Source organism: Microbulbifer sp. YPW1 (genome assembly GCF_013367775.1).
GTDB lineage: Bacteria > Pseudomonadota > Gammaproteobacteria > Pseudomonadales > Cellvibrionaceae > Microbulbifer.
Genome location: NZ_CP055157.1, coordinates 631,859 through 656,552, shown reverse-complemented (window position 1 = coordinate 656,552; position 24,694 = coordinate 631,859). Strand labels below are relative to the sequence as shown.

At 56.5% G+C, this 24,694-nt stretch carries 38 protein-coding genes; 33 read left to right on the top strand and 5 right to left on the bottom strand.

The window, feature by feature from the left end; genetic code table 11:
* The first annotated feature begins 125 nt into the window (after nt 1-125).
* The 4 genes from rpsL to tuf all read left to right on the top strand — a co-directional run bounded on the left by rpsL (nt 126) and on the right by tuf (nt 4,581).
* Nucleotides 126-500, top strand: coding sequence for a 30S ribosomal protein S12 (gene rpsL / locus HUW35_RS02850; RefSeq protein ID WP_067150990.1), 375 nt, complete (start codon nt 126-128; stop codon nt 498-500).
* Nucleotides 501-627: 127 nt separating this feature from the next.
* Nucleotides 628-1,098: a 30S ribosomal protein S7 gene (gene rpsG, locus HUW35_RS02845; protein WP_066967219.1), complete on the top strand. Its 471-nt coding sequence runs from the start codon at nt 628-630 to the stop codon at nt 1,096-1,098.
* 119 nt (nt 1,099-1,217) lie between these two features.
* Nucleotides 1,218-3,323 (top strand): elongation factor G, encoded by a 2,106-nt coding sequence (fusA, locus tag HUW35_RS02840; RefSeq protein ID WP_181254168.1) that lies wholly within the window; start codon nt 1,218-1,220, stop codon nt 3,321-3,323.
* Nucleotides 3,324-3,357: 34 nt separating this feature from the next.
* Complete coding sequence (gene tuf / locus HUW35_RS02835) at nt 3,358-4,581, top strand: elongation factor Tu (protein WP_181254167.1); 1,224 nt, start codon at nt 3,358-3,360, stop codon at nt 4,579-4,581.
* An 83-nt stretch (nt 4,582-4,664) separates the two neighbouring features.
* Here the strand turns inward: tuf and HUW35_RS02830 are convergent, their stop codons facing one another.
* Nucleotides 4,665-5,141, bottom strand: coding sequence for an aminoacyl-tRNA deacylase (locus HUW35_RS02830; RefSeq protein WP_181254166.1), 477 nt, complete (start codon nt 5,139-5,141; stop codon nt 4,665-4,667).
* Between the two features lie 204 nt (nt 5,142-5,345).
* Here HUW35_RS02830 and rpsJ point away from each other — a divergent pair, with 204 nt between their 5' ends.
* The 29 genes from rpsJ to HUW35_RS02685 all read left to right on the top strand — a co-directional run bounded on the left by rpsJ (nt 5,346) and on the right by HUW35_RS02685 (nt 19,896).
* A complete protein-coding gene (gene rpsJ, locus HUW35_RS02825; protein ID WP_066967210.1) occupies nt 5,346-5,657 on the top strand; it encodes a 30S ribosomal protein S10 in 312 nt (103 codons plus the stop codon).
* A 110-nt stretch (nt 5,658-5,767) separates the two neighbouring features.
* Entirely contained in the window at nt 5,768-6,403 is a 636-nt protein-coding gene (gene rplC, locus HUW35_RS02820; RefSeq protein WP_078084417.1) for a 50S ribosomal protein L3, read from the top strand.
* Between the two features lie 18 nt (nt 6,404-6,421).
* Nucleotides 6,422-7,036 carry a 50S ribosomal protein L4 gene (gene rplD, locus HUW35_RS02815; RefSeq protein WP_181254165.1) on the top strand — a complete coding sequence of 205 codons (615 nt, stop codon included), beginning with the start codon at nt 6,422-6,424 and terminating at the stop codon, nt 7,034-7,036.
* Complete coding sequence (gene rplW / locus HUW35_RS02810) at nt 7,033-7,329, top strand: 50S ribosomal protein L23 (protein WP_078084419.1); 297 nt, start codon at nt 7,033-7,035, stop codon at nt 7,327-7,329. Before rplD ends, rplW begins: the two co-directional genes overlap by 4 nt.
* 14 nt (nt 7,330-7,343) lie before the next feature.
* Nucleotides 7,344-8,168, top strand: a complete 825-nt coding sequence (gene rplB, locus HUW35_RS02805; RefSeq protein WP_078084420.1) for a 50S ribosomal protein L2 — start codon at nt 7,344-7,346, stop codon at nt 8,166-8,168.
* A gap of 39 nt (nt 8,169-8,207) precedes the next feature.
* Nucleotides 8,208-8,486: a 30S ribosomal protein S19 gene (gene rpsS / locus HUW35_RS02800; protein ID WP_078084421.1), complete on the top strand. Its 279-nt coding sequence runs from the start codon at nt 8,208-8,210 to the stop codon at nt 8,484-8,486.
* Nucleotides 8,487-8,501: 15 nt separating this feature from the next.
* A complete protein-coding gene (gene rplV / locus HUW35_RS02795; protein ID WP_043320801.1) occupies nt 8,502-8,834 on the top strand; it encodes a 50S ribosomal protein L22 in 333 nt (110 codons plus the stop codon).
* Nucleotides 8,835-8,853: 19 nt separating this feature from the next.
* Nucleotides 8,854-9,534: a 30S ribosomal protein S3 gene (gene rpsC, locus HUW35_RS02790; RefSeq protein WP_078084423.1), complete on the top strand. Its 681-nt coding sequence runs from the start codon at nt 8,854-8,856 to the stop codon at nt 9,532-9,534.
* Nucleotides 9,535-9,545: 11 nt separating this feature from the next.
* Entirely contained in the window at nt 9,546-9,959 is a 414-nt protein-coding gene (rplP, locus tag HUW35_RS02785) for a 50S ribosomal protein L16 (RefSeq protein WP_066967193.1), read from the top strand.
* Nucleotides 9,959-10,150, top strand: coding sequence for a 50S ribosomal protein L29 (gene rpmC / locus HUW35_RS02780; protein ID WP_043320803.1), 192 nt, complete (start codon nt 9,959-9,961; stop codon nt 10,148-10,150). The genes rplP and rpmC overlap by 1 nt, the downstream gene beginning before the upstream one ends.
* 2 nt (nt 10,151-10,152) lie before the next feature.
* The gene (rpsQ, locus tag HUW35_RS02775) at nt 10,153-10,416 is read left to right on the top strand and encodes a 30S ribosomal protein S17 (RefSeq protein WP_181254164.1); all 264 of its coding nucleotides are present in this window, start codon (nt 10,153-10,155) and stop codon (nt 10,414-10,416) included.
* A 34-nt stretch (nt 10,417-10,450) separates the two neighbouring features.
* Nucleotides 10,451-10,819 carry a 50S ribosomal protein L14 gene (gene rplN, locus HUW35_RS02770; RefSeq protein WP_078084425.1) on the top strand — a complete coding sequence of 123 codons (369 nt, stop codon included), beginning with the start codon at nt 10,451-10,453 and terminating at the stop codon, nt 10,817-10,819.
* Nucleotides 10,820-10,839: 20 nt separating this feature from the next.
* The gene (rplX, locus tag HUW35_RS02765; protein WP_010133836.1) at nt 10,840-11,157 is read left to right on the top strand and encodes a 50S ribosomal protein L24; all 318 of its coding nucleotides are present in this window, start codon (nt 10,840-10,842) and stop codon (nt 11,155-11,157) included.
* Nucleotides 11,158-11,171: 14 nt separating this feature from the next.
* The gene (gene rplE / locus HUW35_RS02760) at nt 11,172-11,711 is read left to right on the top strand and encodes a 50S ribosomal protein L5 (protein ID WP_181254163.1); all 540 of its coding nucleotides are present in this window, start codon (nt 11,172-11,174) and stop codon (nt 11,709-11,711) included.
* A gap of 9 nt (nt 11,712-11,720) precedes the next feature.
* Entirely contained in the window at nt 11,721-12,026 is a 306-nt protein-coding gene (rpsN, locus tag HUW35_RS02755) for a 30S ribosomal protein S14 (RefSeq protein ID WP_161859413.1), read from the top strand.
* Nucleotides 12,027-12,053: 27 nt separating this feature from the next.
* Nucleotides 12,054-12,446: a 30S ribosomal protein S8 gene (gene rpsH, locus HUW35_RS02750; protein ID WP_078084429.1), complete on the top strand. Its 393-nt coding sequence runs from the start codon at nt 12,054-12,056 to the stop codon at nt 12,444-12,446.
* Nucleotides 12,447-12,458: 12 nt separating this feature from the next.
* Nucleotides 12,459-12,992, top strand: coding sequence for a 50S ribosomal protein L6 (rplF, locus tag HUW35_RS02745; protein ID WP_181254162.1), 534 nt, complete (start codon nt 12,459-12,461; stop codon nt 12,990-12,992).
* Between the two features lie 9 nt (nt 12,993-13,001).
* Nucleotides 13,002-13,352: a 50S ribosomal protein L18 gene (gene rplR / locus HUW35_RS02740; RefSeq protein WP_078084431.1), complete on the top strand. Its 351-nt coding sequence runs from the start codon at nt 13,002-13,004 to the stop codon at nt 13,350-13,352.
* Nucleotides 13,353-13,362: 10 nt separating this feature from the next.
* Nucleotides 13,363-13,872, top strand: coding sequence for a 30S ribosomal protein S5 (gene rpsE / locus HUW35_RS02735; RefSeq protein ID WP_078084432.1), 510 nt, complete (start codon nt 13,363-13,365; stop codon nt 13,870-13,872).
* Nucleotides 13,873-13,938: 66 nt separating this feature from the next.
* Nucleotides 13,939-14,124 carry a 50S ribosomal protein L30 gene (gene rpmD, locus HUW35_RS02730; RefSeq protein WP_010133829.1) on the top strand — a complete coding sequence of 62 codons (186 nt, stop codon included), beginning with the start codon at nt 13,939-13,941 and terminating at the stop codon, nt 14,122-14,124.
* 1 nt (nt 14,125) lies between these two features.
* Nucleotides 14,126-14,560, top strand: a complete 435-nt coding sequence (rplO, locus tag HUW35_RS02725) for a 50S ribosomal protein L15 (RefSeq protein ID WP_078084433.1) — start codon at nt 14,126-14,128, stop codon at nt 14,558-14,560.
* Between the two features lie 12 nt (nt 14,561-14,572).
* On the top strand, nt 14,573-15,919 hold the full coding sequence (secY, locus tag HUW35_RS02720; protein WP_181254161.1) for a preprotein translocase subunit SecY: 1,347 nt from the start codon (nt 14,573-14,575) through the stop codon (nt 15,917-15,919).
* Nucleotides 15,920-15,958: 39 nt separating this feature from the next.
* The gene (gene rpmJ / locus HUW35_RS02715) at nt 15,959-16,075 is read left to right on the top strand and encodes a 50S ribosomal protein L36 (protein WP_010133825.1); all 117 of its coding nucleotides are present in this window, start codon (nt 15,959-15,961) and stop codon (nt 16,073-16,075) included.
* A 454-nt stretch (nt 16,076-16,529) separates the two neighbouring features.
* A complete protein-coding gene (rpsM, locus tag HUW35_RS02710) occupies nt 16,530-16,886 on the top strand; it encodes a 30S ribosomal protein S13 (protein ID WP_010133823.1) in 357 nt (118 codons plus the stop codon).
* 44 nt (nt 16,887-16,930) lie between these two features.
* Nucleotides 16,931-17,320, top strand: a complete 390-nt coding sequence (gene rpsK, locus HUW35_RS02705; protein WP_043320820.1) for a 30S ribosomal protein S11 — start codon at nt 16,931-16,933, stop codon at nt 17,318-17,320.
* Between the two features lie 15 nt (nt 17,321-17,335).
* Complete coding sequence (rpsD, locus tag HUW35_RS02700) at nt 17,336-17,956, top strand: 30S ribosomal protein S4 (protein WP_078084436.1); 621 nt, start codon at nt 17,336-17,338, stop codon at nt 17,954-17,956.
* Between the two features lie 45 nt (nt 17,957-18,001).
* Complete coding sequence (gene rpoA, locus HUW35_RS02695; protein ID WP_181254160.1) at nt 18,002-19,006, top strand: DNA-directed RNA polymerase subunit alpha; 1,005 nt, start codon at nt 18,002-18,004, stop codon at nt 19,004-19,006.
* Nucleotides 19,007-19,126: 120 nt separating this feature from the next.
* Entirely contained in the window at nt 19,127-19,519 is a 393-nt protein-coding gene (rplQ, locus tag HUW35_RS02690) for a 50S ribosomal protein L17 (protein ID WP_010133817.1), read from the top strand.
* A 119-nt stretch (nt 19,520-19,638) separates the two neighbouring features.
* On the top strand, nt 19,639-19,896 hold the full coding sequence (locus tag HUW35_RS02685; RefSeq protein ID WP_181254159.1) for a YeaC family protein: 258 nt from the start codon (nt 19,639-19,641) through the stop codon (nt 19,894-19,896).
* Nucleotides 19,897-19,989: 93 nt separating this feature from the next.
* Here HUW35_RS02685 and HUW35_RS02680 read toward each other — a convergent pair whose 3' ends face one another.
* The 4 genes from HUW35_RS02680 to pxpA all read right to left on the bottom strand — a co-directional run bounded on the left by HUW35_RS02680 (nt 19,990) and on the right by pxpA (nt 24,670).
* The gene (locus tag HUW35_RS02680; protein ID WP_219932637.1) at nt 19,990-22,038 is read right to left on the bottom strand and encodes a glycoside hydrolase family 19 protein; all 2,049 of its coding nucleotides are present in this window, start codon (nt 22,036-22,038) and stop codon (nt 19,990-19,992) included.
* A gap of 177 nt (nt 22,039-22,215) precedes the next feature.
* The gene (locus tag HUW35_RS02675) at nt 22,216-23,148 is read right to left on the bottom strand and encodes a biotin-dependent carboxyltransferase family protein (RefSeq protein WP_181254158.1); all 933 of its coding nucleotides are present in this window, start codon (nt 23,146-23,148) and stop codon (nt 22,216-22,218) included.
* Entirely contained in the window at nt 23,145-23,927 is a 783-nt protein-coding gene (gene pxpB, locus HUW35_RS02670; protein WP_181254157.1) for a 5-oxoprolinase subunit PxpB, read from the bottom strand. The genes HUW35_RS02675 and pxpB overlap by 4 nt, the downstream gene beginning before the upstream one ends.
* On the bottom strand, nt 23,921-24,670 hold the full coding sequence (gene pxpA / locus HUW35_RS02665) for a 5-oxoprolinase subunit PxpA (RefSeq protein ID WP_181254156.1): 750 nt from the start codon (nt 24,668-24,670) through the stop codon (nt 23,921-23,923). Before pxpA ends, pxpB begins: the two co-directional genes overlap by 7 nt.
* Between the last annotated feature and the right edge of the window lie 24 nt (nt 24,671-24,694).

The following is a 24,694-nucleotide window of genomic DNA, read 5'->3' as shown; positions in this document are numbered from 1 at the left end:
GGCCCCCGCTAATGGGGTGCGATTGCCGATTGGTTCATGGTCCATGGGCCGGGCGGAAATCGCGCACTGACGATAGGCCCCCGCTGCTGTAAAGGTGGGGGCGTTTTATTTTGGAGTGATTTTTAATGGCAACGATCAACCAGTTGGTTCGTAAGCCGAGAAAACGCAAAGTTGAAAAAAGCGACGTGCCTGCACTGCAAGCTAGCCCGCAGCGCCGTGGAGTTTGTACTCGTGTGTATACCACTACACCGAAGAAGCCGAACTCCGCACTGCGTAAAGTTTGTCGTGTGCGCCTGACCAACGGTTACGAAGTAACTTCGTACATCGGCGGTGAAGGCCACAACCTGCAGGAGCACAGCGTGGTGCTGATTCGCGGCGGTCGTGTAAAAGACCTGCCGGGTGTGCGCTACCACACTGTACGCGGTGCACTTGACTGTGCCGGCGTAAACGATCGCAAGCAGGGCCGTTCCAAGTACGGTGCCAAGCGTCCTAAGGGTTAATTCCCATAGGTCAATTTGCGTTTCGGTTTAACGAATAACCGGAGTAAGGCTGAGCTCGCCGATTTGTAGTTACTATTTTTAGTGAATCAGGCGGCGTCTCAGAGTAACCCTGAAGAGAGGCAATCCCATGCCAAGAAGACGAGTAGTCGCCAAGCGCGAAGTGCTGCCCGATCCCAAGTTCGGGAACGTGACTCTGGCCAAGTTCATGAACCATGTCATGATCTCTGGTAAGAAGTCTGTGGCAGAGAGCATCGTTTACGGTGCACTGGATCTGGTTTCAGAAAAGCTGAACAAAGATCCGATTGAAGTTTTTGAAGAGTCCCTGGAAAACATCGCCCCGATGGTGGAAGTTAAGTCCCGTCGTGTTGGTGGTGCTACCTACCAGGTGCCGGTAGAAGTGCGTCCCGCACGTCGTACCGCGCTGGCAATGCGCTGGCTGGTAGATTTCTCCCGTAAGCGCGGTGAGAAGTCCATGGCCCAGCGTCTGGCCAATGAAATGATCGATGCTTCCCAGAACAAGGGCGGCGCGGTCAAGAAGCGTGAAGACGTGCATCGTATGGCGGAAGCCAACAAAGCGTTCTCCCACTATCGTTTCTAAGATAGTGGCGCTTCTAAGTCTGATGAATACCCACATCGGAAATTAAAACCGAAAGGCAGCAGGGCCAGTTTTTAAACTCGTGCCCAGCTGCCTTTTGCCGTTATATCGAGGATACAACTGTGGCACGTAAAACGCCTATCGAACGCTATCGCAATATCGGTATCTGCGCCCACGTAGACGCCGGTAAAACCACGACTACCGAGCGCGTACTGTTCTACACCGGTCTGTCCCACAAAATTGGTGAGGTGCACGAGGGTGCCGCAACCATGGACTGGATGGAGCAGGAGCAGGAGCGTGGTATCACCATCACCTCTGCAGCGACCACCTGTTTCTGGGCTGGTATGCAGCAACAGTTCCCGCAGCATCGCGTAAACATCATCGACACCCCCGGACACGTTGACTTCACCATTGAGGTGGAGCGTTCCCTGCGTGTACTGGACGGCGCTGTTGTTGTTCTGTGTGGCTCTTCCGGTGTGCAGCCGCAGACCGAAACCGTATGGCGTCAGGCCAACAAGTACGAAGTACCACGCATGGTATTCGTCAACAAAATGGACCGCGCCGGTGCAGACTTCCGTAAGGTTGTCGGCCAGCTGAAAACCCGTCTGAACGCCACTGCAGTACCTCTGCAGATGACCATTGGCGCAGAAGACGAGTTCAAGGGTGTTGTCGACCTGGTCAAGATGAAAGCCATCCTGTGGAACGAAGAAGACATGGGTATGACTTTCGACTACGCCGACATCCCGGCTGAGCTGCAGGACGAGTGCGAAGAAATGCGCGAGTTCCTGGTGGAAGCGGCGGCGGAAGCCAACGAAGAGCTGATGGAGAAGTACCTGGAAGAGGGTGAGCTGACCGAAGAAGAGATCAAGGCAGCCATCCGTCAGCGTACCCTGGCCAACGAAATCGTACCGGTTCTGGGCGGCTCTGCGTTCAAGAACAAGGGCGTACAGGCCATGCTGGACGCGGTTATTGAATACCTGCCTGCGCCTACCGAAGTTAAGGCGATTGAAGGTACTCTGGACGACGGTGAAACCGTTGAAACCCGTAAGGCTGACGACAATGCGCCGTTCGCTGCTCTGGCGTTCAAGATCGCTACCGACCCGTTCGTTGGTACTCTGACTTTCTTCCGCGTGTACTCCGGTAAGCTGGAAAGCGGCACCGCGGTATACAACTCCGTGAAAATGAAGAAAGAACGCGTTGGCCGTATGGTGCAGATGCACTCCAACGACCGTAAAGAGATCAAGGAAGTACTGGCGGGCGACATCGCTGCGGCTATCGGCTTGAAGGATGTGACCACTGGTGACACTCTGTGCGCCGAAGACGCCAAGATTGTTCTCGAACGCATGGAATTCCCTGAGCCGGTAATCTCCGTGGCGGTAGAGCCGAAGTCCAAGCCGGACCAGGAAAAGATGGGTATTGCCCTGGGCAAACTGGCTCAGGAAGACCCCTCTTTCCGCGTTAAAACCGACGAAGAGACTGGCCAGACCATCATCTCCGGTATGGGTGAGCTACACCTGGACATCATCGTTGACCGCATGCGTCGCGAATTCAACGTTGAAGCCAACATCGGTAAGCCGCAGGTGGCCTATCGTGAAACTATCCGCAACACCTCTGAGATCGAAGGCAAGTTCGTTCGCCAGTCCGGTGGTCGCGGTCAGTACGGTCACGTATGGGTGAAGTTCGAGCCGGCAGAAGACGAGTCCCAGGAAGGTCTGGAATTCGAAAACGCCATCGTTGGTGGTGTGGTACCGAAGGAATACATTCCTGCGGTACAGAAGGGTATCGAAGAGCAGATGCAGAATGGTGTTCTGGCTGGCTACCCGCTGCTGGGCCTGAAGGCTACCCTGTACGACGGCTCCTTCCACGATGTGGACTCCAATGAAATGGCGTTCAAGATCGCTGGTTCCATGGCAACCAAGAAGCTGGCTCAGGTCGGCGGCGCGGTTCTGCTCGAGCCGATGATGAAAGTGGAAGTAGTTACCCCGGAAGAAAACATGGGTGACGTTGTGGGTGACCTCAACCGTCGTCGTGGTCTGATCCAGGGTATGGAAGACAGTGCTTCTGGTAAGGTTGTCAACGCTGAAGTGCCGCTGGCCGAAATGTTCGGTTACGCCACTGACCTGCGTTCTGCTACCCAGGGCCGTGCGACCTACACCATGGAATTCCTGAAGTACGCTGAAGCGCCGAAAAACGTCGCTGACGAAATCATCGCGAAAAACAAAGGCTAATTTCCTAACTTCTTTTAGCTAGAGGATATTGAAAATGGGAAAAGAAAAGTTTGAACGTTCCAAGCCCCACGTAAACGTGGGCACCATCGGTCACGTTGACCACGGTAAAACCACCCTGACCGCTGCGCTGACTCGCGTATGTGCGGAAGTATGGGGCGGCGCAGCCGTTGCTTTCGACGGTATCGACAATGCACCGGAAGAGCGTGAGCGTGGTATCACCATCGCTACCTCTCACGTTGAATACGAGTCCCCGACCCGTCACTACGCGCACGTAGACTGCCCGGGCCACGCCGACTACGTTAAAAACATGATCACCGGTGCTGCTCAGATGGACGGCGCTATCCTGGTATGTGGTGCGACTGACGGCCCTATGCCCCAGACTCGCGAACACATCCTGCTGTCTCGTCAGGTAGGTGTACCTTACATCGTTGTGTTCCTGAACAAGGCTGACCTGCTGGCAGAAGACTGTGGCGGTGTTGGTTCTGAAGAATACGCCGAGATGATGGAACTGGTTGAAATGGAGCTGCGCGAGCTGCTGGACCAGTACGAATTCCCGGGCGACGACACTCCGATCATTGCTGGTTCCGCTCTGATGGCGCTGAACGGTGAAGACGGTGATGAGCTGGGTACTACCGCTGTTAAGAAGCTGGTAGAAACCCTGGACGAGTACATCCCGGAGCCGGAGCGTGCAGTAGACATGCCGTTCCTGATGCCGATCGAAGACGTATTCTCCATCTCTGGCCGTGGTACCGTGGTAACTGGTCGTGTTGAGCGTGGCATCATCAATACCGGCGACGAAATCGAAATCGTTGGTATCAAAGAGACCACCAAGACCACCTGTACCGGTGTTGAAATGTTCCGCAAGCTGCTCGACGAAGGTCGTGCTGGTGAGAACATCGGCGCACTGCTGCGTGGCACCAAGCGTGACGAAGTTGAGCGTGGTCAGGTCCTGGCGAAGCCGGGTTCCATCACCCCGCACACCAAGTTCGAAGGTGAGGTGTACATCCTGTCCAAGGACGAAGGTGGTCGTCACACCCCGTTCTTCAAAGGCTACCGTCCGCAGTTCTACTTCCGTACCACCGACGTAACTGGTGCGGTTGAGCTGCCGGAAGGCACCGAAATGGTAATGCCGGGCGACAACATTCAGATGAAAGTTGAGCTGATCGCGCCGATCGCCATGGAAGAAGGCCTGCGCTTCGCCATCCGCGAAGGTGGCCGTACCGTTGGTGCTGGCGTTGTAGCTAAAATCCTCGACTAATTTTTAGTCCTGGTTTTAAGCACGAAAAGGCCGCAGTGGAAACACTGCGGCTTTTTTTATGGCCGCCCGTAAGGCCGGTGACTTTAAATCCAGTCTCGGGTCAGGTTGCAGTGTCTGCTGCCTGACATGAGCTGGTCGAAGTCGCGGCCATCCATTGCGATCAGTGACTCGTGGTCCCCGGACTCGAGGTAGAGGGTGTCCCGGTCGTCCAGGCCGCTGTCCACCAGGGTGGTAATCCCGTAGGCTGGGCCCAGCGGGGGCAGGGCGCCGACCTCACAGTCAGAAAAGTGTTGCTGGAATTCGCTCTCGTCCATCATTTCCAGATGGTTGCGGCCGGTCTCCTCGTGTACGGCGCGCATGTCCAGGCTGCTGCTTGCGGGGATGATGGTCATCACCGTACCGCGTTCATCCTTGAGCATGATGGCCTTGGCGACCCGGTCTTCGCGAACATTGGCTTTGTGTGCGCTTTCCCGGTTGGTAGCGCTGTGCTCGTGGGGGATGACCCGATACTGAATTGAATGGTCAGTCAGGTACTGACTGACAGTGCTGGCAATAGTCATGATTTGCCCCTCCTGTATGGCGCTTTTCGGCTTATACCTCAGTTTAGTTTCGCGCCGGTGCTATTTGGCGTGCCCGTGCAAACTTTGTTTTCACTGTGGAGTTGACAGGCCAAAAAATCACCCGTAGACTTCGCGCTCCTTTTCGCCCGCCCTCGGGGCTGTGCAAAAGGACGTTCTTTAGCTTTATAACTGGAGTTTGATTCCATGCAGGGTCAACGCATCCGAATTCGCCTGAAGGCGTTTGATCACAAGCTGATCGACACGTCTACTCAGGAGATCGTCGAGACGGCCAAGCGCACTGGCGCTCAGGTTCGCGGTCCCATTCCGCTGCCGACTCGTAAAGAGAAGTACACCGTACTGATCTCTCCGCACGTCAACAAAGACGCGCGCGACCAGTATGAAATCCGTACTCACAAGCGTTTGCTGGACATTGTTGAGCCCACCGAGAAAACCGTTGACGCGCTGATGAAGCTCGATCTGGCGGCAGGTGTTGAGGTTCAGATTAGTCTCGGCTAACACTTCAAATTAACTACCGAATCCCGAACGAAAAAGGTTCGGGTAGTGTAACGCTCTGAAATTGGGCGGCCGCAGTGGGTTAAAGCCCCGTGCACTGAGAGGTTGAAAAGATGACTATAGGTATTGTCGGCCGCAAGAGCGGCATGACTCGCATCTTCACTGAAGATGGCGCGTCTATCCCGGTAACTGTTATCGAGGTAGCTCCCAATCGCGTCACTCAGGTGAAAACTCAGGAAACTGACGGCTACTCCGCAGTGCAGGTAACTGTGGGTGCTCGTAAGGCTTCCCGTGTCTCCAAGCCCCAAGCGGGCCACTTCGCCAAAGCCAACACAGAGGCTGGCTCTGCTCTTTTCGAACTGCGTACTGACGGTTCTGAAGAGTCCTTCGAAATCGGTTCTGAAATCACTGTTGCTAGCTTCGAAGCTGGTCAGAAGATTGACGTAACCGGCACTTCCAAAGGTAAAGGATTTCAGGGCGGTATTAAGCGCTGGAACTTCCGCATGCAAGACGCTACCCACGGTAACTCCCTGTCTCACCGCGCACCCGGTTCTATCGGTCAGTGCCAGACCCCTGGTCGTGTGTGGAAAGGCAAGAAGATGGCCGGTCACATGGGTGCTGAGCGTGTTACCACGCAAAACCTGGAAGTGGTTCGTGTGGATGCCGAGCGCAACCTGCTGCTGGTAAAAGGCGCTGTTCCCGGAGCTCCGGGTGGCAACGTGATCGTTCGTCCGGCTGTGAAAGCCTAAGTCTGAGGGTAATTAGATATGGAACTGAATATCGCTACTCCCGAAGGCGCCAAAGGCACTGTAGCTGTCTCTGAAGTGGCTTTCGGTCGTGAATTCAACCAGGACCTGGTACACCAGGCCGTCGTCGCCTACATGGCTGGCGCGCGCCAGGGCACCAAGGCCCAGAAGAACCGCTCTGCGGTTTCCGGTGGCGGCAAGAAGCCTTGGCGCCAGAAAGGTACTGGCCGTGCTCGCGCCGGTACTATCCGCAGCCCGCTGTGGCGCTCCGGTGGCGTAACTTTCGCCGCTGAACCGCGCGATCACAGCGTCAAGCTGAACAAGAAAATGTACCGCGCTGCACTGCGCTGCATTCTCTCTGAGCTGGCTCGTCAGGAGCGTCTGGTTGTTGTTGAGTCTTTCGACGTGGAAGCGCCGAAAACCAAGCAGCTGGTAACCAAGCTTGCCCAGTACGATCTGGCAGAAGCGCTGATCGTGACCGAAGAGGTTAATGAAAACCTCTACCTGGCCGCGCGCAACCTGCACAAGATCGATGTTCGCGATGTCCAGGGTATCGATCCGGTAAGCCTGATTCGCTTTGACAAGGTCGTGGTTACCGTTTCTGCACTGAAGAAAATTGATGAGGTGCTGGGATGAACCAAGAGCGAATCTACAAAGTACTGCTGGGTCCGGTAATTTCCGAGAAAGCTGCTGTGCTGGCGGATGCCGCCAACCAGGTAGTGTTCAAGGTCACCACCGACGCGTCCAAAGCCGAGATCAAGGCCGCGGTAGAGAAGCTGTTCAATGTTTCTGTTGAGCAGGTTCGCACCGTGAACGTAAAAGGCAAAACCAAACGTACTCGCTACGGCATGGGCCAGCGTAACGACTGGAAAAAAGCCTACGTTCGCCTGGCCGAAGGCAGCGACATCAACTTTGAAGCTGCTGAGTAAAGGGGAAAGTTACAATGGCAATTGTAAAGACAAAACCGACCTCTGCTGGCCGTCGTCACCTAGTAAAGGTTGTTAATTCCGACCTGCACAAGGGTGCACCTTACGCGCCGCTGCTGGAGAAGAAGTCCAAGTCCGGTGGTCGTAACAACAACGGTCGCATCACTACCCGTCATATCGGTGGTGGTCACAAGCATCACTACCGCGTAGTGGATTTCAAGCGTAACAAGGATGGCATTCCGGCCACCGTTGAGCGCCTGGAATACGATCCGAACCGCAGCGCGCATATCGCTCTGGTTTGCTACGCCGACGGTGAGCGCCGTTACATTCTTGCACCGAAGCACTTGAAAGCTGGTGACAAGGTCCAGTCCGGCGACGCTGCGCCGATCAAAGTGGGTAACACTTTGCCGCTGCGCAACATCCCGGTTGGTTCCGTGATTCACGCCATCGAGCTGAAGCCTGGTAAAGGTGCTCAGCTGGCCCGCTCTGCCGGTGCCTCTGTACAGCTGGTTGCCCGTGAAGGTCAGTACGCGACTATCCGTCTGCGTTCTGGCGAAATGCGTCGGGTTCTGTCCGAGTGCCGCGCCACCCTGGGTGAAGTGAGCAACTCCGAGCACAGCCTGCGCAAGCTGGGTAAAGCAGGTGCCAAACGCTGGCGCGGTGTTCGTCCTACCGTTCGCGGTGTGGCGATGAACCCGGTAGACCACCCGCACGGTGGTGGTGAAGGTCGTACCTCTGGTGGTCGTCACCCTGTGACGCCTTGGGGTGTTCCGACCAAGGGTAAGAAAACGCGTAAGAACAAGCGCACCGACAACATGATTGTACGTCGTCGCGGCAAGTAAGCCGCGCGCGATGTCTGAGCTGCTAGAGAGGAATCGACAGTGCCACGCTCATTAAAGAAAGGTCCCTTTATTGATCTGCATTTGATCAAGAAGGTGGAGGCGGCGATTGAGAAAAATGATCGTCGACCGATTAAAACCTGGTCCCGCCGTTCCATGGTTATGCCGGAAATGGTGGGCCTGACGATTGCCGTTCATAACGGTCGTCAACACGTGCCCGTTCTGATCAACGAAGAAATGGTTGGTCACAAGCTGGGCGAATTCGCGGCTACCCGCACTTACCGTGGCCACGCTGCGGATAAGAAAGCGAAGAAGCGCTAAGCCGAGGTTATAGAGATGGAAGTACAAGCAAAATTACGCGGTGCTCGTCTGTCGGCACAAAAGGCGCGTCTGGTAGCTGATCAGATTCGCGGCAAAGGTGTCGAGGAAGCCCTGGATATCCTGGCTTTCAGCCACAAGAAGGGTGCTGCGATCGTCAAGAAGGTTCTGGAATCTGCCATCGCCAACGCCGAGCACAATGAAGGTGCCGATGTCGACGAACTGAAGGTTTCCACAATTTTCGTGGATGAGGGTATGACCATGAAGCGCATTAAACCGCGTGCGAAAGGTCGTGCTGATCGTATTCTGAAGCGTACTTGTCACATTACTGTGAAAGTAGCCGAGAAATAAGAGAGCAGGCGAGAAAACCATGGGACAAAAAGTACATCCTACCGGCATTCGTCTGGGTATCGTTAAAAAGCATACCTCCGTTTGGTATGCCGGCAGTGACGAGTACGCAGACAAGCTGTACACGGATCTGAAAGTTCGCGAATACATTCGCAAGAAACTGGCCCACGCTTCCGTGAGCCGCATCGAGATCGAACGTCCGGCCAACACCGCTCGTGTGACTATCCACACTGCGCGTCCGGGCATCGTGATCGGTAAAAAAGGTGAAGACGTAGAGCGTCTGCGCAACGAGCTGACTTCCCAGATGGGTGTGCCCGTGCACATCGACATCGAAGAAGTTCGCAAGCCTGACCTGGATGCCACTCTGGTAGCCCAGAACGTTGCTCAGCAGTTGGAGCGTCGCGTTATGTTCCGTCGCGCTATGAAGCGTGCCGTACAGAACGCAATGCGCCAGGGCGCTGAAGGTATCAAGATTCAAGTGGGCGGTCGTCTCGGCGGTGCTGAGATCGCGCGTACTGAATGGTACCGTGAAGGCCGTGTGCCGCTGCACACTCTGCGTGCCAACATCGACTACGGCACTTATGAAGCCAGTACTACCTACGGCATCATCGGTGTGAAAGTTTGGATCTTCAAAGGCGAAGTCATCGGTGACGAAATCCCCGAAGAAAAGCCAGCGAAGACTCGCAAAAAAGCTGCTAAATAAGGGGTGCGCAGATGCTACAACCAAAGCGTACAAAATTCCGCAAGGTACAGAAGGGTCGCAACCGCGGTCTTTCTCAGCGCGGCTCTAAAGTGAGCTTTGGCGAGTTCGGCCTCAAGGCCATCGGTCGTGGACGCATTACTGCGCGTCAGATCGAAGCGGCTCGTCGCGCAATGACTCGTCACGTTAAACGTGGCGGTAAGATCTGGATTCGTGTGTTTCCGGACAAGCCCATTTCCAGTAAGCCCCTCGAAGTTCGTATGGGTAAAGGTAAGGGTAACGTAGAATACTGGGTGGCTCAGATTCAGCCGGGTAAAGTCCTCTATGAAATGGAAGGCGTATCCGAAGAACTGGCTCGCGAAGCATTTGAGCTCGCGGCAGCCAAGCTGCCTGTAAAGACAACTTTCGTTAAGCGTTCGGTGATGTAATGAAGACTGCAGATCTACGCTCAAAGTCTGTTGAAGAACTGAACCAGGAACTCCTGAGCCAGCTTGAAGCACAGTTCAAGCTGCGTATGCAGAAGTCCACCGGTCAGCTGACTCAGACCCATCTGCTGAAGCAGACTCGTCGCGACATTGCTCGCATTAAGACTGTGTTGACCGAGAAAGCAGGTAATTAATCATGGCTGAAGCAAAACTGAAGCGTACTCTGACCGGCAAGGTTGTGAGTGACAAGATGGATAAAACCGTCACCGTTTTGATCGAGCGCCGTGTTAAGCACCCGATCTACGGCAAAATCGTGAGCAAGTCCACCAAGCTCAAAGCACACGACGAAAACAATGAATGCGGCATCGGTGATGTTGTGACCATTGAAGAATCTCGTCCGCTGTCCAAGAGCAAATCCTGGTCCTTGCAGAAAATTGTAGAGCGTGCGGCGAAGGTTTAACCCCTAGCGCATTGAAGAGTTTCGGAGAGGAACGATGATTCAAGCGGAATCCTACTTAGAAGTAGCCGATAACAGTGGGGCTCGCCGTGTCATGTGCATCAAGGTGCTGGGCGGCTCCCACCGTCGCTACGCTGGCGTTGGCGACATCATCAAAGTAACCGTTAAGGAAGCAATTCCTCGCGGTAAAGTGAAAAAAGGTCAGGTGATGAACGCGGTTGTGGTTCGCACCAAAAAAGGTGTGCGTCGCCCGGACGGCTCCCTGATCAAATTTGACGATAACGCAGCGGTACTGCTGAACCAGCAACATGCGCCGGTCGGCACCCGTATTTTTGGCCCGGTAACTCGCGAGCTGCGCGGTGAGAAGTTCATGAAGATCATCTCACTGGCTCCCGAAGTTATCTAAGCCACGAGCGGAGAATAGTAATGCGCAAGATCAAGCGTGACGACGAAGTCATCGTTATCGCCGGTCGCGACAAAGGCAAGCGTGGCACCGTACGTAAGGTGCTTAACGACGGTCGCCTGATCGTATCCGGTGTACAGATGATCAAAAAGCACCAGAAACCGAACCCCCAGCTGGGCGTTGCTGGTGGCATTGTTGAGAAAGAAGCCGCTATCCAGGTTTCCAACGTAGCCATCTTCAACCCGAATACCCAGAAAGCTGACCGGGTAGGCTTCAAAGTACTGGAAGACGGCACTAAGATTCGCGTCTTCAAATCCAGCGGCGAAGCCGTTGACGCATAAGTCAGGTGGAAAACATGGCAAGGCTTAAAGAGCTCTATACCAAAGAACTCGCGTCCAAGCTGAAAGAAGAGCTGGGACTTGAGAACGTAATGTCCGTGCCGCGCATCACCAAAATCACCGTCAACATGGGTGTCGGTGAAGCCATTGGTGATAAGAAGGTACTGGAACACGCAGTCAATGACATGACTGCAATCACTGGTCAAAAACCCATTGTGACCAACGCGCGTAAGTCTATCGCGGGCTTTAAAATCCGTGATGGCTGGCCGATTGGCTGTAAGGTAACTCTGCGCGGTGAGCGCATGTATGAGTTCCTGGAGCGCCTGATCGGTATCGCGATTCCGCGTATCCGCGACTTCCGTGGCATTAGCCCGAAGCAGTTCGACGGTCGTGGTAACTTCTCAATGGGTGTAACCGAACAAATTATCTTCCCGGAAATTGACTACGACAAAGTAGACAAGATCCGCGGTCTGGATATTTGTATCACTACTACAGCAGCTAACGACGACCAAGGTCGTGCACTGCTGAAAGCATTCAACTTCCCGTTTAAGGGTTAAGAGGATTCCATGGCGAAGAAATCCATGATTGCGCGCGAGAACAAGCGCGCTCGAACCGCAGCTAAGTACGCTGAAAAGCGTCAAGAGCTGAAGGCGATCATCGCCAGTGCCGACGCTTCTGAAGAGGAGCGTTGGGAGGCTCAGCTCAAGCTGCAACAACTGCCGCGCGATGCAAGCCCGGTACGTCAGCAGCGCCGCTGCCGTATCACTGGTCGCCCCCACGCTGTCTACCGCAAGTTCGGCCTGTGCCGTAACAAACTGCGTGAAGCAGCCATGCGTGGTGATGTCCCCGGCCTGGTTAAGTCCAGCTGGTAATACGGCAGACTTGAGGAGTCTTAAGTAATGAGTATGCAAGATCCGTTGGCAGATATGCTGACCCGCATCCGCAACGCCCTGGGCCGCGGAAAGGGCAGTGTTTCCATGCCTTCATCAAAACTGAAAGTAGCTGTAGCCAACGTTCTGAAAGACGAAGGTTACGTTACTGGTGTAGCCGTCAGCGAAGGCGCCAAGCCTGAACTGACCATCGAACTGAAATACTTTCAGGGCAAGCCGGTTATCGCTGAGCTGGATCGGGTTTCCCGTCCGGGCCTGCGTAACTACGCCGGTAAAAAAGCGCTGCCTTCCGTACGCGGTGGCCTGGGTATCGCGATCGTTTCCACCTCTCAAGGTGTGATGACTGATCGTGCAGCCCGTCAGGCTGGCGTCGGTGGCGAAGTGCTCTGCACCGTATTCTAAGCGGGGGTTGAAATGTCTCGAGTAGCAAATGATCCAGTTCAGATCCCCGCTGGCGTTTCCGTTGACCTGAAAGGTCAGGATATCGCTGTAAAAGGTGGTAACGGCAATCTGAACTTCAACGTCCACTCTGATGTGGAAGTTAAGCAAGAAGAAAACCAGCTGAAGTTTGCCGCGCGCAATGGCTCCAAGCAGGCGCGTGCACTGGCGGGTACCACCCGTGCGCTGGTTAACAATATGGTGGTCGGTGTCAGTCAGGGCTTCGAAAAGAAGCTGCAGCTGAACGGTGTTGGTTACCGTGCGAAAGCATCCGGTAAGACCGTTAACCTGACTCTCGGTTTCTCTCACCCGATCGATTACGCACTTCCGGAAGGCGTAACCGCAGAGACTCCGAGCCAGACTGAAATCGTACTGAAGAGCAGCGACAAGCAGCTGTTGGGTCAAGTGGCCGCAGAGATCCGCGCATTCCGTCCGCCGGAGCCCTACAAAGGTAAGGGTGTCCGCTACGCCGATGAGCGCGTGTATCGCAAAGAGGCCAAGAAGAAGTAAGGCATAGATATGAACGTTAAAAAGCAATCTCGCTTGCGTCGTGCACGTCGTGCCCGCGCCAAGTTCCGTGAGCTGGGCGCCGTTCGCCTGACAGTGAACCGCACTCCGCGCCACATATACGCACAGATCCTGTCTGCCGAAGGCGACAAGGTATTGGCCTCTGCCTCTACTCTGGACAAGGACCTGCGTGAAAGCAAAACCGGCAACGTCGACGCTGCTAAAGCCGTCGGTACCCTGATCGCTGAGCGTGCCAAGGCCGCCGGCGTTGAAGCGGTAGCCTTCGATCGCAGCGGTTTCAAATACCACGGCCGTGTTAAGGCCCTGGCAGACGCTGCCCGCGAAGCCGGTCTGAAATTCTAAGGGTTGAGTTATGGCTAGAGATAAAGTCGAGAAGAGCAACGACGAAGGCCTCCAGGAAAAGCTGGTCCAGGTCAATCGCGTTGCCAAAACCGTAAAAGGTGGTCGTATCTTCGCGTTCACCGCTCTGACCGTAGTTGGCGATGGCAATGGCCGCGTTGGCTTTGGTCGTGGCAAGGCTCGCGAAGTGCCAGTTGCCATCCAAAAGGCAATGGAAGCTGCGCGTCGCAACATGATCCAGGTAGACCTGAACGGTGACACCATTCAGTACGCTACCAACGGTCGCCACGGCGGTTCCAAGGTATACATGCAGCCCGCTTCCCAGGGTACCGGTGTAATTGCCGGCGGTGCCATGCGCTCCGTACTGGAAATGGCTGGTGTCCACAACGTACTGGCCAAGTGCTACGGCTCTACCAACCCGGTAAACGTCGTTCGCGCCACTTTCAGTGCTCTGGGCAAAATGAGCAGCCCGGAAGACGTCGCCGCCAAGCGTGGCAAGTCTGTGGAAGAAATCCTGAACTGATTCGGTTTGGGTCGCAGCAGCACTATCGCTGCGGCCCACTCTGAACTTGCTTTGAGTGAATGAGTCATGGCTAAGAAGACCATCAAAGTCACCCAGGTCAAGAGCATCAACGGTCGCCTGAAAAATCATCAGGCATGTGTTGCTGGTCTGGGTCTGCGCCGCATCGGTCACACTGTGGAAGTGGAAGACACTCCCTCTGTGCGCGGCATGATCAACAAAGTGAACTACCTCGTTAAAGTTGAGGAGGCGTAACATGCGTTTAAACGATTTGTCTCCCGCTGAGGGTCACAAGCACAGCGCCAAGCGCGTTGGTCGCGGCATCGGTAGCGGTCTGGGTAAAACCGGTGGCCGTGGTCACAAGGGTCAAAAGGCCCGTTCCGGTGGTAGCGTTCGTCCGGGCTTCGAAGGCGGTCAGATGCCGCTGCAGAAGCGCCTGCCGAAGTACGGTTTCACCTCTCGCGTTGGCCGCTTTGTAGCGGAAGTGCGTCTGGCGGAGCTGGCGAAGGTAGAAGGTGACACGATTGATTTGGCAGCGCTGAAAAATGCCGATATTATCGGCAGCCACATTAAGCGCGCCAAAGTGTTCCTTTCCGGTGAGCTGACCAAAGCGGTAACCGTGAAAGGTCTCGGCGTCACCAAAGGTGCTAAAGCGGCCATCGAAGCTGCTGGCGGAAAAGTAGAAGACTAAATCGAGGCCCCAATGGCACGACCAGGATCTGGTGTTAACTCCCTGGGTAACGGCAAGGGATTAGGCGAGCTTTGGGCTCGCCTTCGTTTTCTGTTTCTCGCGATTCTCGTATATCGTATAGGGACCCATATTCCGGTGCCCGGTATTGATCCGGAAAAGCTGGCAAACCTGTTTAATCAGAACCAGGGAACCATCCTTGGCCTGTTCAACATGTTTTCCGGTGGCGCACTGGAACGGATGAGTATTCTGGCCCTCGGGATCATGCCTTACATCTCCGCGTCCATCATTATGCAGTTGATGACCGCGGTGACGCCTTCTCTGGAGGCGTTAAAGAAGGAAGGTGATGCAGGGCGTCGCAAGATCAACCAGTACACCCGTTATTTAACGGTATTGCTGGCTCTGATCCAGGGCATCGGTATGACCTTTGGTCTCGCCGGTCAGAACCTCGCATATTCCGCTGAGCCGGCATTCGGTTTCTACTTTGTGGCCGTAGTGTCACTGGTAACCGGTGCAGTGTTCATGATGTGGCTGGGGGAGCAGATCACCGAGCGCGGTGTTGGCAATGGTATTTCCATGCTGATCTTCGCCGGTATCGTTGCCGGGCTGCCCAGTGCTATTGGCCAGGCTTTCGAGCAGGCGCGTCAGGGTGAATTGCATATCCTGATGCTGCTGGCTATCGGCTTCGTGGCGATTGCTGTTGTCTACTTCGTTGTGGTTATGGAACGCGGCCAACGCCGTATCACCATTAATCACGCGCGGCGCCAGGCGGGTCGTTACTCCCAGGCGCCGGCGGCACAGTCCAGCCACCTGCCGCTGAAGGTCAACATGGCCGGTGTAATCCCGGTTATCTTTGCCAGCAGTATCCTGCTGTTCCCTGCGACTCTGGCGCAGTGGTTCGGTCAGGGTGGCGAAGGTATCGGTGCGCAGATCCTGCAGTGGATGGCGCTCCAGCTGGGCCCCGGTCAGCCGCTGAACATTATTCTGTTCGCACTGTTGATTGGCTTCTTCTGTTTCTTCTACACGGCGTTGATGTTCAACCCGAATGAAGTGGCAGACAACCTGAAAAAATCCGGTGCATATGTGCCCGGTATCCGTCCCGGTGAGCAGACCGCGCGTTATATCGACAGCGTTCTGACTCGTTTGACCCTGGTCGGTGCCTGTTACATCGCTCTGGTATCCCTGCTGCCGCAGTTCCTGGTGGTCGGGCTGAACATTCCTTTCTATCTGGGAGGTACTTCGCTGCTGATCGTTGTGGTCGTAGTGATGGACTTCATGGCGCAGGTGCAGTCGCATTTGCTGTCCCACCAGTACGAGGGGATGATGAAAAAGGCAAATCTGCAAAGCTACGGCCGCCGTTGATTGGCATCCACAGCAGCAGGATTGAATTGAGGTAAGGTCATGAAAGTACGCGCTTCTGTTAAAAAGATCTGCCGTAACTGCAAAATCGTACGTCGTAAAGGTGTTCTGCGGGTAATCTGCAGCGCCGAACCGCGTCACAAGCAGCGGCAGGGCTAAGCAATGAGCGGAATGCCGGTGGCATTCCGCAGCATTGCCTGGCGACCGGCCAAGGATGGTCGGGCCGGCGTCCGCCCTGGGATGGGCTTCTAGCGACGCCATTCTCTACAAGGTCCGGTTTACCGGTGTTGTAAAGAGTGATCAAAAATTTGCCTTCTTGCACAGCCCCGTGTAAAAAGGCGCTCCGCAACGCAATTAGCGTGCGGCGAAACCAGAGAGTCAGCCGTTTGGCCTGATTCAAAGGTTTCAAACAGGGGGCGTTGACTGTCGTCCGCTTTACCCCGGGTTTCGGCCTTGGGAGGGCGGGCTATTGCAATTTGGTGTCTGAAAAGCTATTCTTGCGCGCCTTTTTGGTGGTGCTGGTGGCTTTTTATTCGCTGTCAGCGCCGAATCGAGAATTGAGCCGCGCCATCACCAAAATTGCGCTGGTTCACAATACGTGGAGTACGCCTCTATGGCACGTATTGCTGGTGTCAATGTACCAGACCACAAGCACGCAGTGATCTCCCTGACCCATATCTATGGTGTCGGTCGCACTACTGCAAAATCTATTCTGGCAGCGGTAGGTATCGCTGAATCCACCAAACTTCGTGATCTGTCCGAAGACCAGATCGAAACCATCCGCGGTGAAGTTGCGAAACTGACCGTTGAAGGTGATCTGCGTCGTGAAGTATCCATGAACATCAAACGTCTGATGGACCTGGGTTGCTTCCGCGGTCTGCGTCACCGTCGCAGCCTGCCGCTTCGCGGTCAGCGCACCAAGACTAACGCCCGTACCCGTAAGGGTCCGCGCAAGCCGATCCGTAAGTAATCGATCGCGCTAGTCTTCACAAGTACAGGATTTAGGATACAGGTATGGCTAAGCCAAAAACTACTGTTCGCAAAAAGGTCAAAAAGACCGTTGTCGACGGTGTTGCCCACATCCACGCATCGTTCAACAACACGATCGTGACGATCACTGACCGTCAGGGCAACACTCTGAGCTGGGCTACTGCAGGTGGCTCCGGTTTCCGCGGTTCTCGTAAGAGTACCCCTTTCGCAGCCCAGGTTGCCGCTGAACGCGCAGGTACTGCCGCTCAGGAGTACGGCCTGAAAAACCTTGATGTCGAAGTTAAGGGCCCCGGCCCGGGTCGTGAATCTGCCGTTCGCGCCCTGAACAACTGCGGCTACAAGATCACCAACATCACCGACGTGACGCCGATCCCGCATAACGGTTGTCGTCCGCCCAAGAAACGTCGCGTGTAAGAGGGGGTTGACGAAATGGCACGTTATATTGGACCAAAATGTAAGCTTTCCCGTCGGGAAGGTACCGATCTTCAGCTGAAAAGTGGCGTTCGCCCGCACGAATCTAAGTGCCGCGCGGAAACCAAGCCTGGCGTTCATGGCGCCGGTCGCGGTCGCCTGTCCGACTACGGCGTTCAGCTGCGTGAAAAGCAAAAAGTACGCCGCATCTACGGCGTGCTGGAAAAGCAGTTCCGTAACTACTATAAGGAAGCGGCGCGCCTGAAAGGTGCAACTGGTGAAAACCTGCTGAAGCTTCTGGAAAAACGCCTCGACAACGTGGTTTACCGCATGGGCTTCGGCTCTACTCGCTCTGAAGCGCGTCAGCTGGTTTCCCACAAGGCGATCCTGGTTAACGGTAGCGCAGTAAACATCCCTTCCTATCAGGTTAAGGAAGGCGACGTTATCGCTATTCGCGAGAAAGCCAAAAAGCAGATGCGTATCCAGAACTCCGTTTCCCTCGCTGCACAGCGCGGTGACGTAGAGTGGGTAGACGTGAACGCGAGCAAGCTCGAAGGTACCTTCAAGCGCGTTCCTGATCGCGTCGATCTGCCGGCAGAGATCAATGAAAACCTTATCGTGGAACTCTACTCCAAGTAAGGCTCTGTTCCATTTAAGGAATAAAACTGTAATACAGGTATGGCTATGCAGACTGCTGTCAACGAGTTTTTGACACCTCGTCGTATTGACGTCACCGAGTACAACCAGAACCACGCTAAAGTGGTTCTGGAACCGCTGGAGCGTGGTTTCGGCCACACTCTTGGCAACGCGCTGCGCCGCATCCTGCTGTCCTCCATGCCGGGCTGCGCCGTCACTGAAGTTGAGATCGACGGTGTTGAGCACGAGTACAGCGCAATTGAGGGCGTGCAGGAAGACGTAATTGAAATCCTGCTCAACCTGAAGGAAATTGCGGTGGTGATGCACGGCAAGGACCAGGCAGTGCTGAGCCTGAGCAAGAAGGGCCCGGGCGCAGTAACCGCTGGCGACATTCAGGTGGACCACGACATTGAAATCGTGAACCCTGAGCACGTGATCGCCAACATCACCGGTGACGTGGAACTCAACCTGCGTCTGACCGTAGCGCGCGGCCGTGGCTACCAGCCCGCCGATGCGCGTCGTGAAGACGAAGAAGAGACCCGCTCTATCGGCCGTCTGCAGCTGGACGCCTCTTTTGGCCCGGTTCGTCGCGTTTCCTACAGCGTGGAATCCGCGCGTGTAGAACAGCGCACCGACCTGGACAAGCTGGTTCTGGACCTGGAGACCAACGGTACTCTGGATCCGGAAGAAGCAATCCGTCGCGCCGCCACTATTCTCCAGCAGCAGCTGGCAGTATTTGTGGATCTGGAAGGCGAGAAGGATGCCCAGCCGGAAACCAAGGAAGAGGAAGTCGATCCGGTGCTGTTGCGTCCGGTAGACGACCTGGAGCTGACCGTGCGTTCGGCCAACTGTCTGAAAGCAGAGAACATCTACTACATCGGCGACCTGATTCAGCGTACCGAAGTAGAGCTGCTCAAGACCCCGAACCTGGGCAAGAAGTCCCTGACCGAGATCAAGGACGTTCTGGCTTCCCGTGGTCTGTCCCTGGGTATGCGCCTCGAAAACTGGCCGCCGGCCAGCCTCAAGGGCGACAGCAAGCTGAGCTCCCTGTAAAGCGTTTGTGGCGCGGGCCTCGCCCGCCCGCGTGAAGAAAACCGAGTGGTGTGCGCAACCGCAAGCACCGCTCCCAGACGACTTGCTGAGAAAGCAATTGAAGTCGTGAGGAATTGAGTTATGCGTCATCGTTATAGTGGCCGTAAATTCAGTCGTACCAGCTCTCACCGCAAGGCCATGTTCAAGAACATGACCGCCTCTCTGGTAGAGCACGAACTGATCAAAACCACACTGCCCAAAGCCAAGGAGCTGCGTCGCGTTGCTGAGCCGCTGATCACCCTGGCCAAGAAAGACAGTGTTGCTAACCGCCGTCTGGCTTTCGCCCGTATCCGTGACAAGGATGCTGTGCGCAAGCTGTTCGACGAACTGGGTCCCCGTTATGAAGCCCGCCCGGGCGGATACATCCGCATTCTGAAATGCGGTTTCCGTGCAGGCGACAAGGCTCCAATGGCCTACGTCGAGCTGGTGGATCGTCCGGTAGCGGACGAGACTGCAGAAGCAGCTGAAGCCTGAGGCGAATAGCCCCGGGTTTATCGGTACGAGTTTTGTGCCGAGCGAGAAAAGCCGGTCATTGACCGGCTTTTTTTGTTTTTGATCCAGGTTTTAACGCATCCTTCGCGACGGTAGCCGATATGTTCCAGTCCCTGAATGATTTACTGCAGGCCCTCAATCCTCAGATTGTGGGTAGCCTCAAGCGCGCGATTGAGCTCGGCAAGTGGCCGAATGGTGTGCCTCTTACGGAGGAGCAGAAGTCCCTCTGCGGTGAAGCCGTGGCGCACTGGGAGCAACAGCATCGCTCGCCAACGGAACGCGTGGGTTACGTGCCACCGAAGGCGACGCCCTGTGCAGACAAGCACGAAGACGAGGTGGTGAGCTGGGTCGACTCCTGACCAGGGGCCCGGCGAGTACTGCAATGCGGTGTCGCGTTGGCGACACCGCATCCGTTCATACATGCAGCCGCTTAAGACGGGGGCTGCGGAAGGTCAGTTCTGGTAATCGATATTCACCTCAAAGAAGTGATCTACGCAGCGCGCGTAGTCGCCATCAATAAACGCTGAAAACCGCGTCTGGTAGCCAACCAGTTTGCAGGCGGAGCTTTCTCCGTTCGGGTAGCTGGGGTCCCAGCTCCAGTCCTGCTCCCAGTAGATCTCCATGGCGCCCGCGCCACCCACTTCAAACCGGCCCATGCTGGCGCAACCGAGTACCTCATCCGCGGGTACCGGGACTGCCAGGTAATCCGCGAAATTGCGGTAATAGTCGATGCGGTTTTGCGATTGTACATGCTCGTTGCTGCCGCCGCATTCGATGCCGCCGTTGATGATCATGGTGGTGACACCGAACCCCGGCACCAGGCCGCTGTTGAGGTCGTGCGTGTTCGGCTGCCAGGTACCGTCGATAACATGCAGCATGCTCGGCTTGGGCGGTTGCGGGTAGACGAAGAAAAACACGGCGCTGGCCAGGTTCAGCCAGGTGTCCGCGACCAGGCTGGGTTGTTTGAGCAGCACATTTACATCACCGTACATGGCGGCGGAGAAGGGGCCATAGTTGTAGTTGTAGCTCAACTGCTTGGCGCCGCGGCCGAAATAGCTTTTGTAACTTCCATCGGCGAAGGTCGCGCAGGGCCATTGCTGTGCTTGCCAGGTGGAGGGATCGCAGATGCCATAGCCATTCGGCGTGCTTTCGTTCCAGCCCTGTTCGCGCAGGAAGTAGAGCCCCTGGCTCCATTCCGGTTCTGCCCAGTGCGGGGTATGGCCCCCGGTTTCCTGGGTGAAGTGGGCGAACATGGTGGCGAGGGATTTCCGGCAGATGGCACCGGCGTCTCGGCCGTCATCGTAATCACCACAGAAGGCGGGGAATTTCGCCACCGCGCGCAGGAAATTGCTGTAGGAATATTCCGGTGCACGCACGGGAAACAGGAATTCCCAGTCCGCATTACCGATGATGGATTCGACTCGCAAGACATTCGTCGGGTTCTGCGCGCGTCCCGCTACCACCGCTTCTACCTCAGTGTTATCCCGGGTGACGATCGAGGCTTTGACCTGCCTGAACAGCTCGCTGGACGTGAGTTCCGCTTCGCGGGCTTCCAGTGTGCTCAGGGGAATGGTGAAGCCCCCGTCGCCGCATTGCTGGTCGATCACAATGGAGTCAGTTGCACTGACTTCTCCGTTGGTGATTTCCAGCTCAAACGTATAAGAAGCATTCGCACCCGGGTCCGGCAGGTTCACGGTGGTGGTTATGGCGTTGGGGGTCACTATCTCCGCGGAGGGTCCACTGACCTGTCGCCAGAAAAACACGAAGGTCTCCCCGTCCGGGTAACTGGAGGTAGCGCCGCTCAGCTCGATGCTGGCCGGACAGGTCGGGTTGGTATCGGAGGCCGTGATCGCTGCAACAGGGAGCACGGGGATGACCGCGCCCGCACGCTGCAGTACTTCGACCGTGGTGTAGGTAACGTGGTCGGCGTCCGCTACGCCCAGCCGGAACTGATACAGGGTGTCTTCCCCCACATCCGGTAAATCTACCTGGGTACCGCTGGCACTCGGTGCCTGGATGCTTGCCTGCGGGGTTGTCGGGGCTATCTGTGCCCAGGCGTAGCTGATCGGGTCGCCGTCCGGATCCGACGACAGGCTGCCGTCCAGGGCAATGCTACCGGGGCCGGTGATTTCCGCGGGATTTGCGCTGGCCTCGGCGAGCGGTGGAAGGTTGGTACCCGTTGCGCTGCAGGCACCCGGGTCATCCAGCAGCCAGGGGGTATCCCAACTATTGCTCGCAGTGTAAGCGGCTTGCGGTGAGTCAGAAGGGCCCGCCCACCACTGTGCCCTGAACAGGTCGTCCTGGTAACACACCAGGCTGCCGCCGGAATAGCTCTGTCCGGCCTCGTAGGGCTCTGCCGGGAGGTTCGCCTGTGCAGGTGTCGCCAGCAGCGACATCAGCGGTACAAGGGCGTACAGGGCGCTTCTGGCGTGTGTTTGTCGGATACGCCGCCTTGCGGTTGTGGGGGTTGCGGCCAGGACTGGCCGGGATTGAGTTGGCATGTCTTCTCCAGAGTTATTGTTATTGCTTGCTAGGCCTGTGACATATGCGCTGACAGCGCTGTCATCAGGCGTGGGAGAAGTTAGCGAAAGCCTGTGGTATCGGGAAGGGGATCGCGCGCCATTTGCGCCCGGCTTGTGTCATTTGCGAATCAGTGCGGGAAATACCCGGGTACGGGTTTACAGCAGGGATGGAAGCTCCGCGAGCAGGCGGTATTTCCCCGCCAGAATGCGGTGGGCCGCGTGCTGATCGACCACTTCAAAATCCAGCCGCGCGCTCGCTGTCAGCTGTCCCAGGCGGTGCAGATCCGCGCTGATTACATGGGCAATACGCGGATAGCCGCCGATGGTCTGTCCCTCGACGAAACTGATAATGGGCAGGCCATTGGGCGGTACCTGCACGGTACCGGGACACAGCGCGGAGGATACCTGTTGCGGAATTCCCTCCACGGGCAGCGGCTCGCCAGCAAGTCGTATACCCATGCGATTGCTCTGGGGAGAAACCGTAAATCCGCCCTGATAAAACCGCGCCAGGGTATCGTCGGAAAAATGCTGCGCTTCGAGTCCGGTGACCACGCGCAATAGCGGTCGCGTGGAGTAATCCAGCCGGTATGCGGGGGGCAGTTGTCGCGCGGATTCCTGGCGGCACTGGCGCAGGGATATCCGGTCCCCCGCCTGCAAGGGGCGGCCCTGCAATCCGCCGAAACCGGCAATCACATGGGTGGAAAGACTGCCCAGGATGGGGGGCAGCCCGATATGGCCGGCCAGGGCAATATAAGCGCGTGCGCCTGACTTGAGGGCGCCGAAGCGCAGGCGATCGCCGGGGCGCACCGCAATTACCCGGTCGTTGGCGATCGCCTGTTCGTTGAGGGTCAGGTCAAAACGGGCACCGGTGACGGCGATGGATACATCGCAGGTGAATTCAATTTCCGGGCCGGTGACGGCCACTTCCAGACACGGGTGAGACGCAGGATTGCCCAGCAACAGGTTGCCCAGGGCCATGGCGAAAGTATCCGCGGCACCGCCGCGGGCGAGTCCCCAGCGCAAATTTCCCGGACGGCCGCCGTCCTGAATGGTGGTCTGTAACCCCGGTTTGATAATGTGCAGGCTCACCGTCTGCCCTCCGGTTTAATTCCACTATCCAGTGGTACTTTTTCCAGCGGGGACATGGGATCAATTGCGGCAAATTCTGCGGCGCTGATTGCGACAAACTGTATCCGGTCCAGTGGGCGGGCGATAAATGCCGGCTCTTGTTGCGGACGGAACAGGGCCAGCGGAGTGCGGCCGATGATCTGCCAGCCCCCCGGGGTAGCCTGGGGGTAGATACCGGTCTGTGCACCGCCAATACCCACGGAACCCGCAGGCACCTGCAACTCCGGGCGCGCCTTGCGCGGGCAGTGCAGGCTTTTGTCGAGTCCGCCGAGATACAGGAATCCGGGGGTGAAGCCGAGCATATGTACCAGGTAGTGGGGGGCGGTGTGTCTACGGATAATTTCGTCCACGGCGAGGCCTGAGGATGCGCACAGGTTGTGTATATCCGGTGCAAAGGCTGCGTCGTAGCACACCGGTATGCGGATCAGGTGATGCTCGCCACGCGCACGGCCTGACTGCGCGAGCACTTCTCCGGTCAGTGATTGCAGTGTCTGTGTAAGAAAAGCGGTATCCGGTGCGCCGGATTTGCCGCAGGGAAGCTGCAGCGGATCGTAGCAGACGGTCAGACACTGGTAGGCGGGTACCAGCTCGGTAATCGCCGGCAGCTGCGCACAGGACTCGATGACCTCCGCGAGGGCGATGATGCGTTCGCTCAGCGCCTCGCTGGGATCCGCAGCAAAGCGGATATCCAGTGCCGTGTCTCCATTCGCCAGCAACTCGAAAGCGGGGCCGGTCAGCATATACGGATTCCGGCGCGCGACAATTCCGTGTGCAGCTTGCGGGCGATGACTTCTGCCTGCGGGTTGTCGCCGTGCAGGCAGATACTGTCGACGGAAAATTTCAGCAGCTCATCACCGATGGAGGCAAAAGCTTCGCCACGGGTCAGCGCCAGCACCTGAGTCAGGCACTGGTCGAACTCCCGGATAACTGCGCCCGCAACGGCGCGCGGAGCAAGCTGGTGGTCGTTCTGATAGCGGCGGTCCATAAAGCCTTCGCGCAATACCGGATGCCGGTATTTTTGCGCAGCTTTTTCCATCGCAGCATTGGCCAGGGCGAGAATTTTAAGGTCGGGAAATTCTTGCGCGATCAATTGCACCAGATCATCGGCGAGGCCGTCATTGGCCTCGGCATCGTTATAGAGTGCACCGTGCAGTTTGATATGGGCGAGAGTCACTCCCTCTTCGGCTGCCAGTTTTTGCAGGGTTTGCACCTGCTCGCACAGAGAAGCGAGCAGGGCTTGGCGGGGGAGTTCGAGGGACACGCGGCCGAAGTTTTCCCGGTCCGGATAACCCGGATGTGCGCCGACGGCGATACCGGCAGCGCGCGCATTCTGCAACGATAGCGCCATAGTGGTCGCGTTGCCGGCGTGACCGCCACACGCAATATTACAGCGGGAAATAAACGGCATGATACGCGCATCGCGCGCGCAGTCTTGCGCAGTTGCGCCTTCGCCCAGGTCGCAATTGATATCGATGGTGTGCATAGTCGTTCCGTCTAAAAAGCTGCT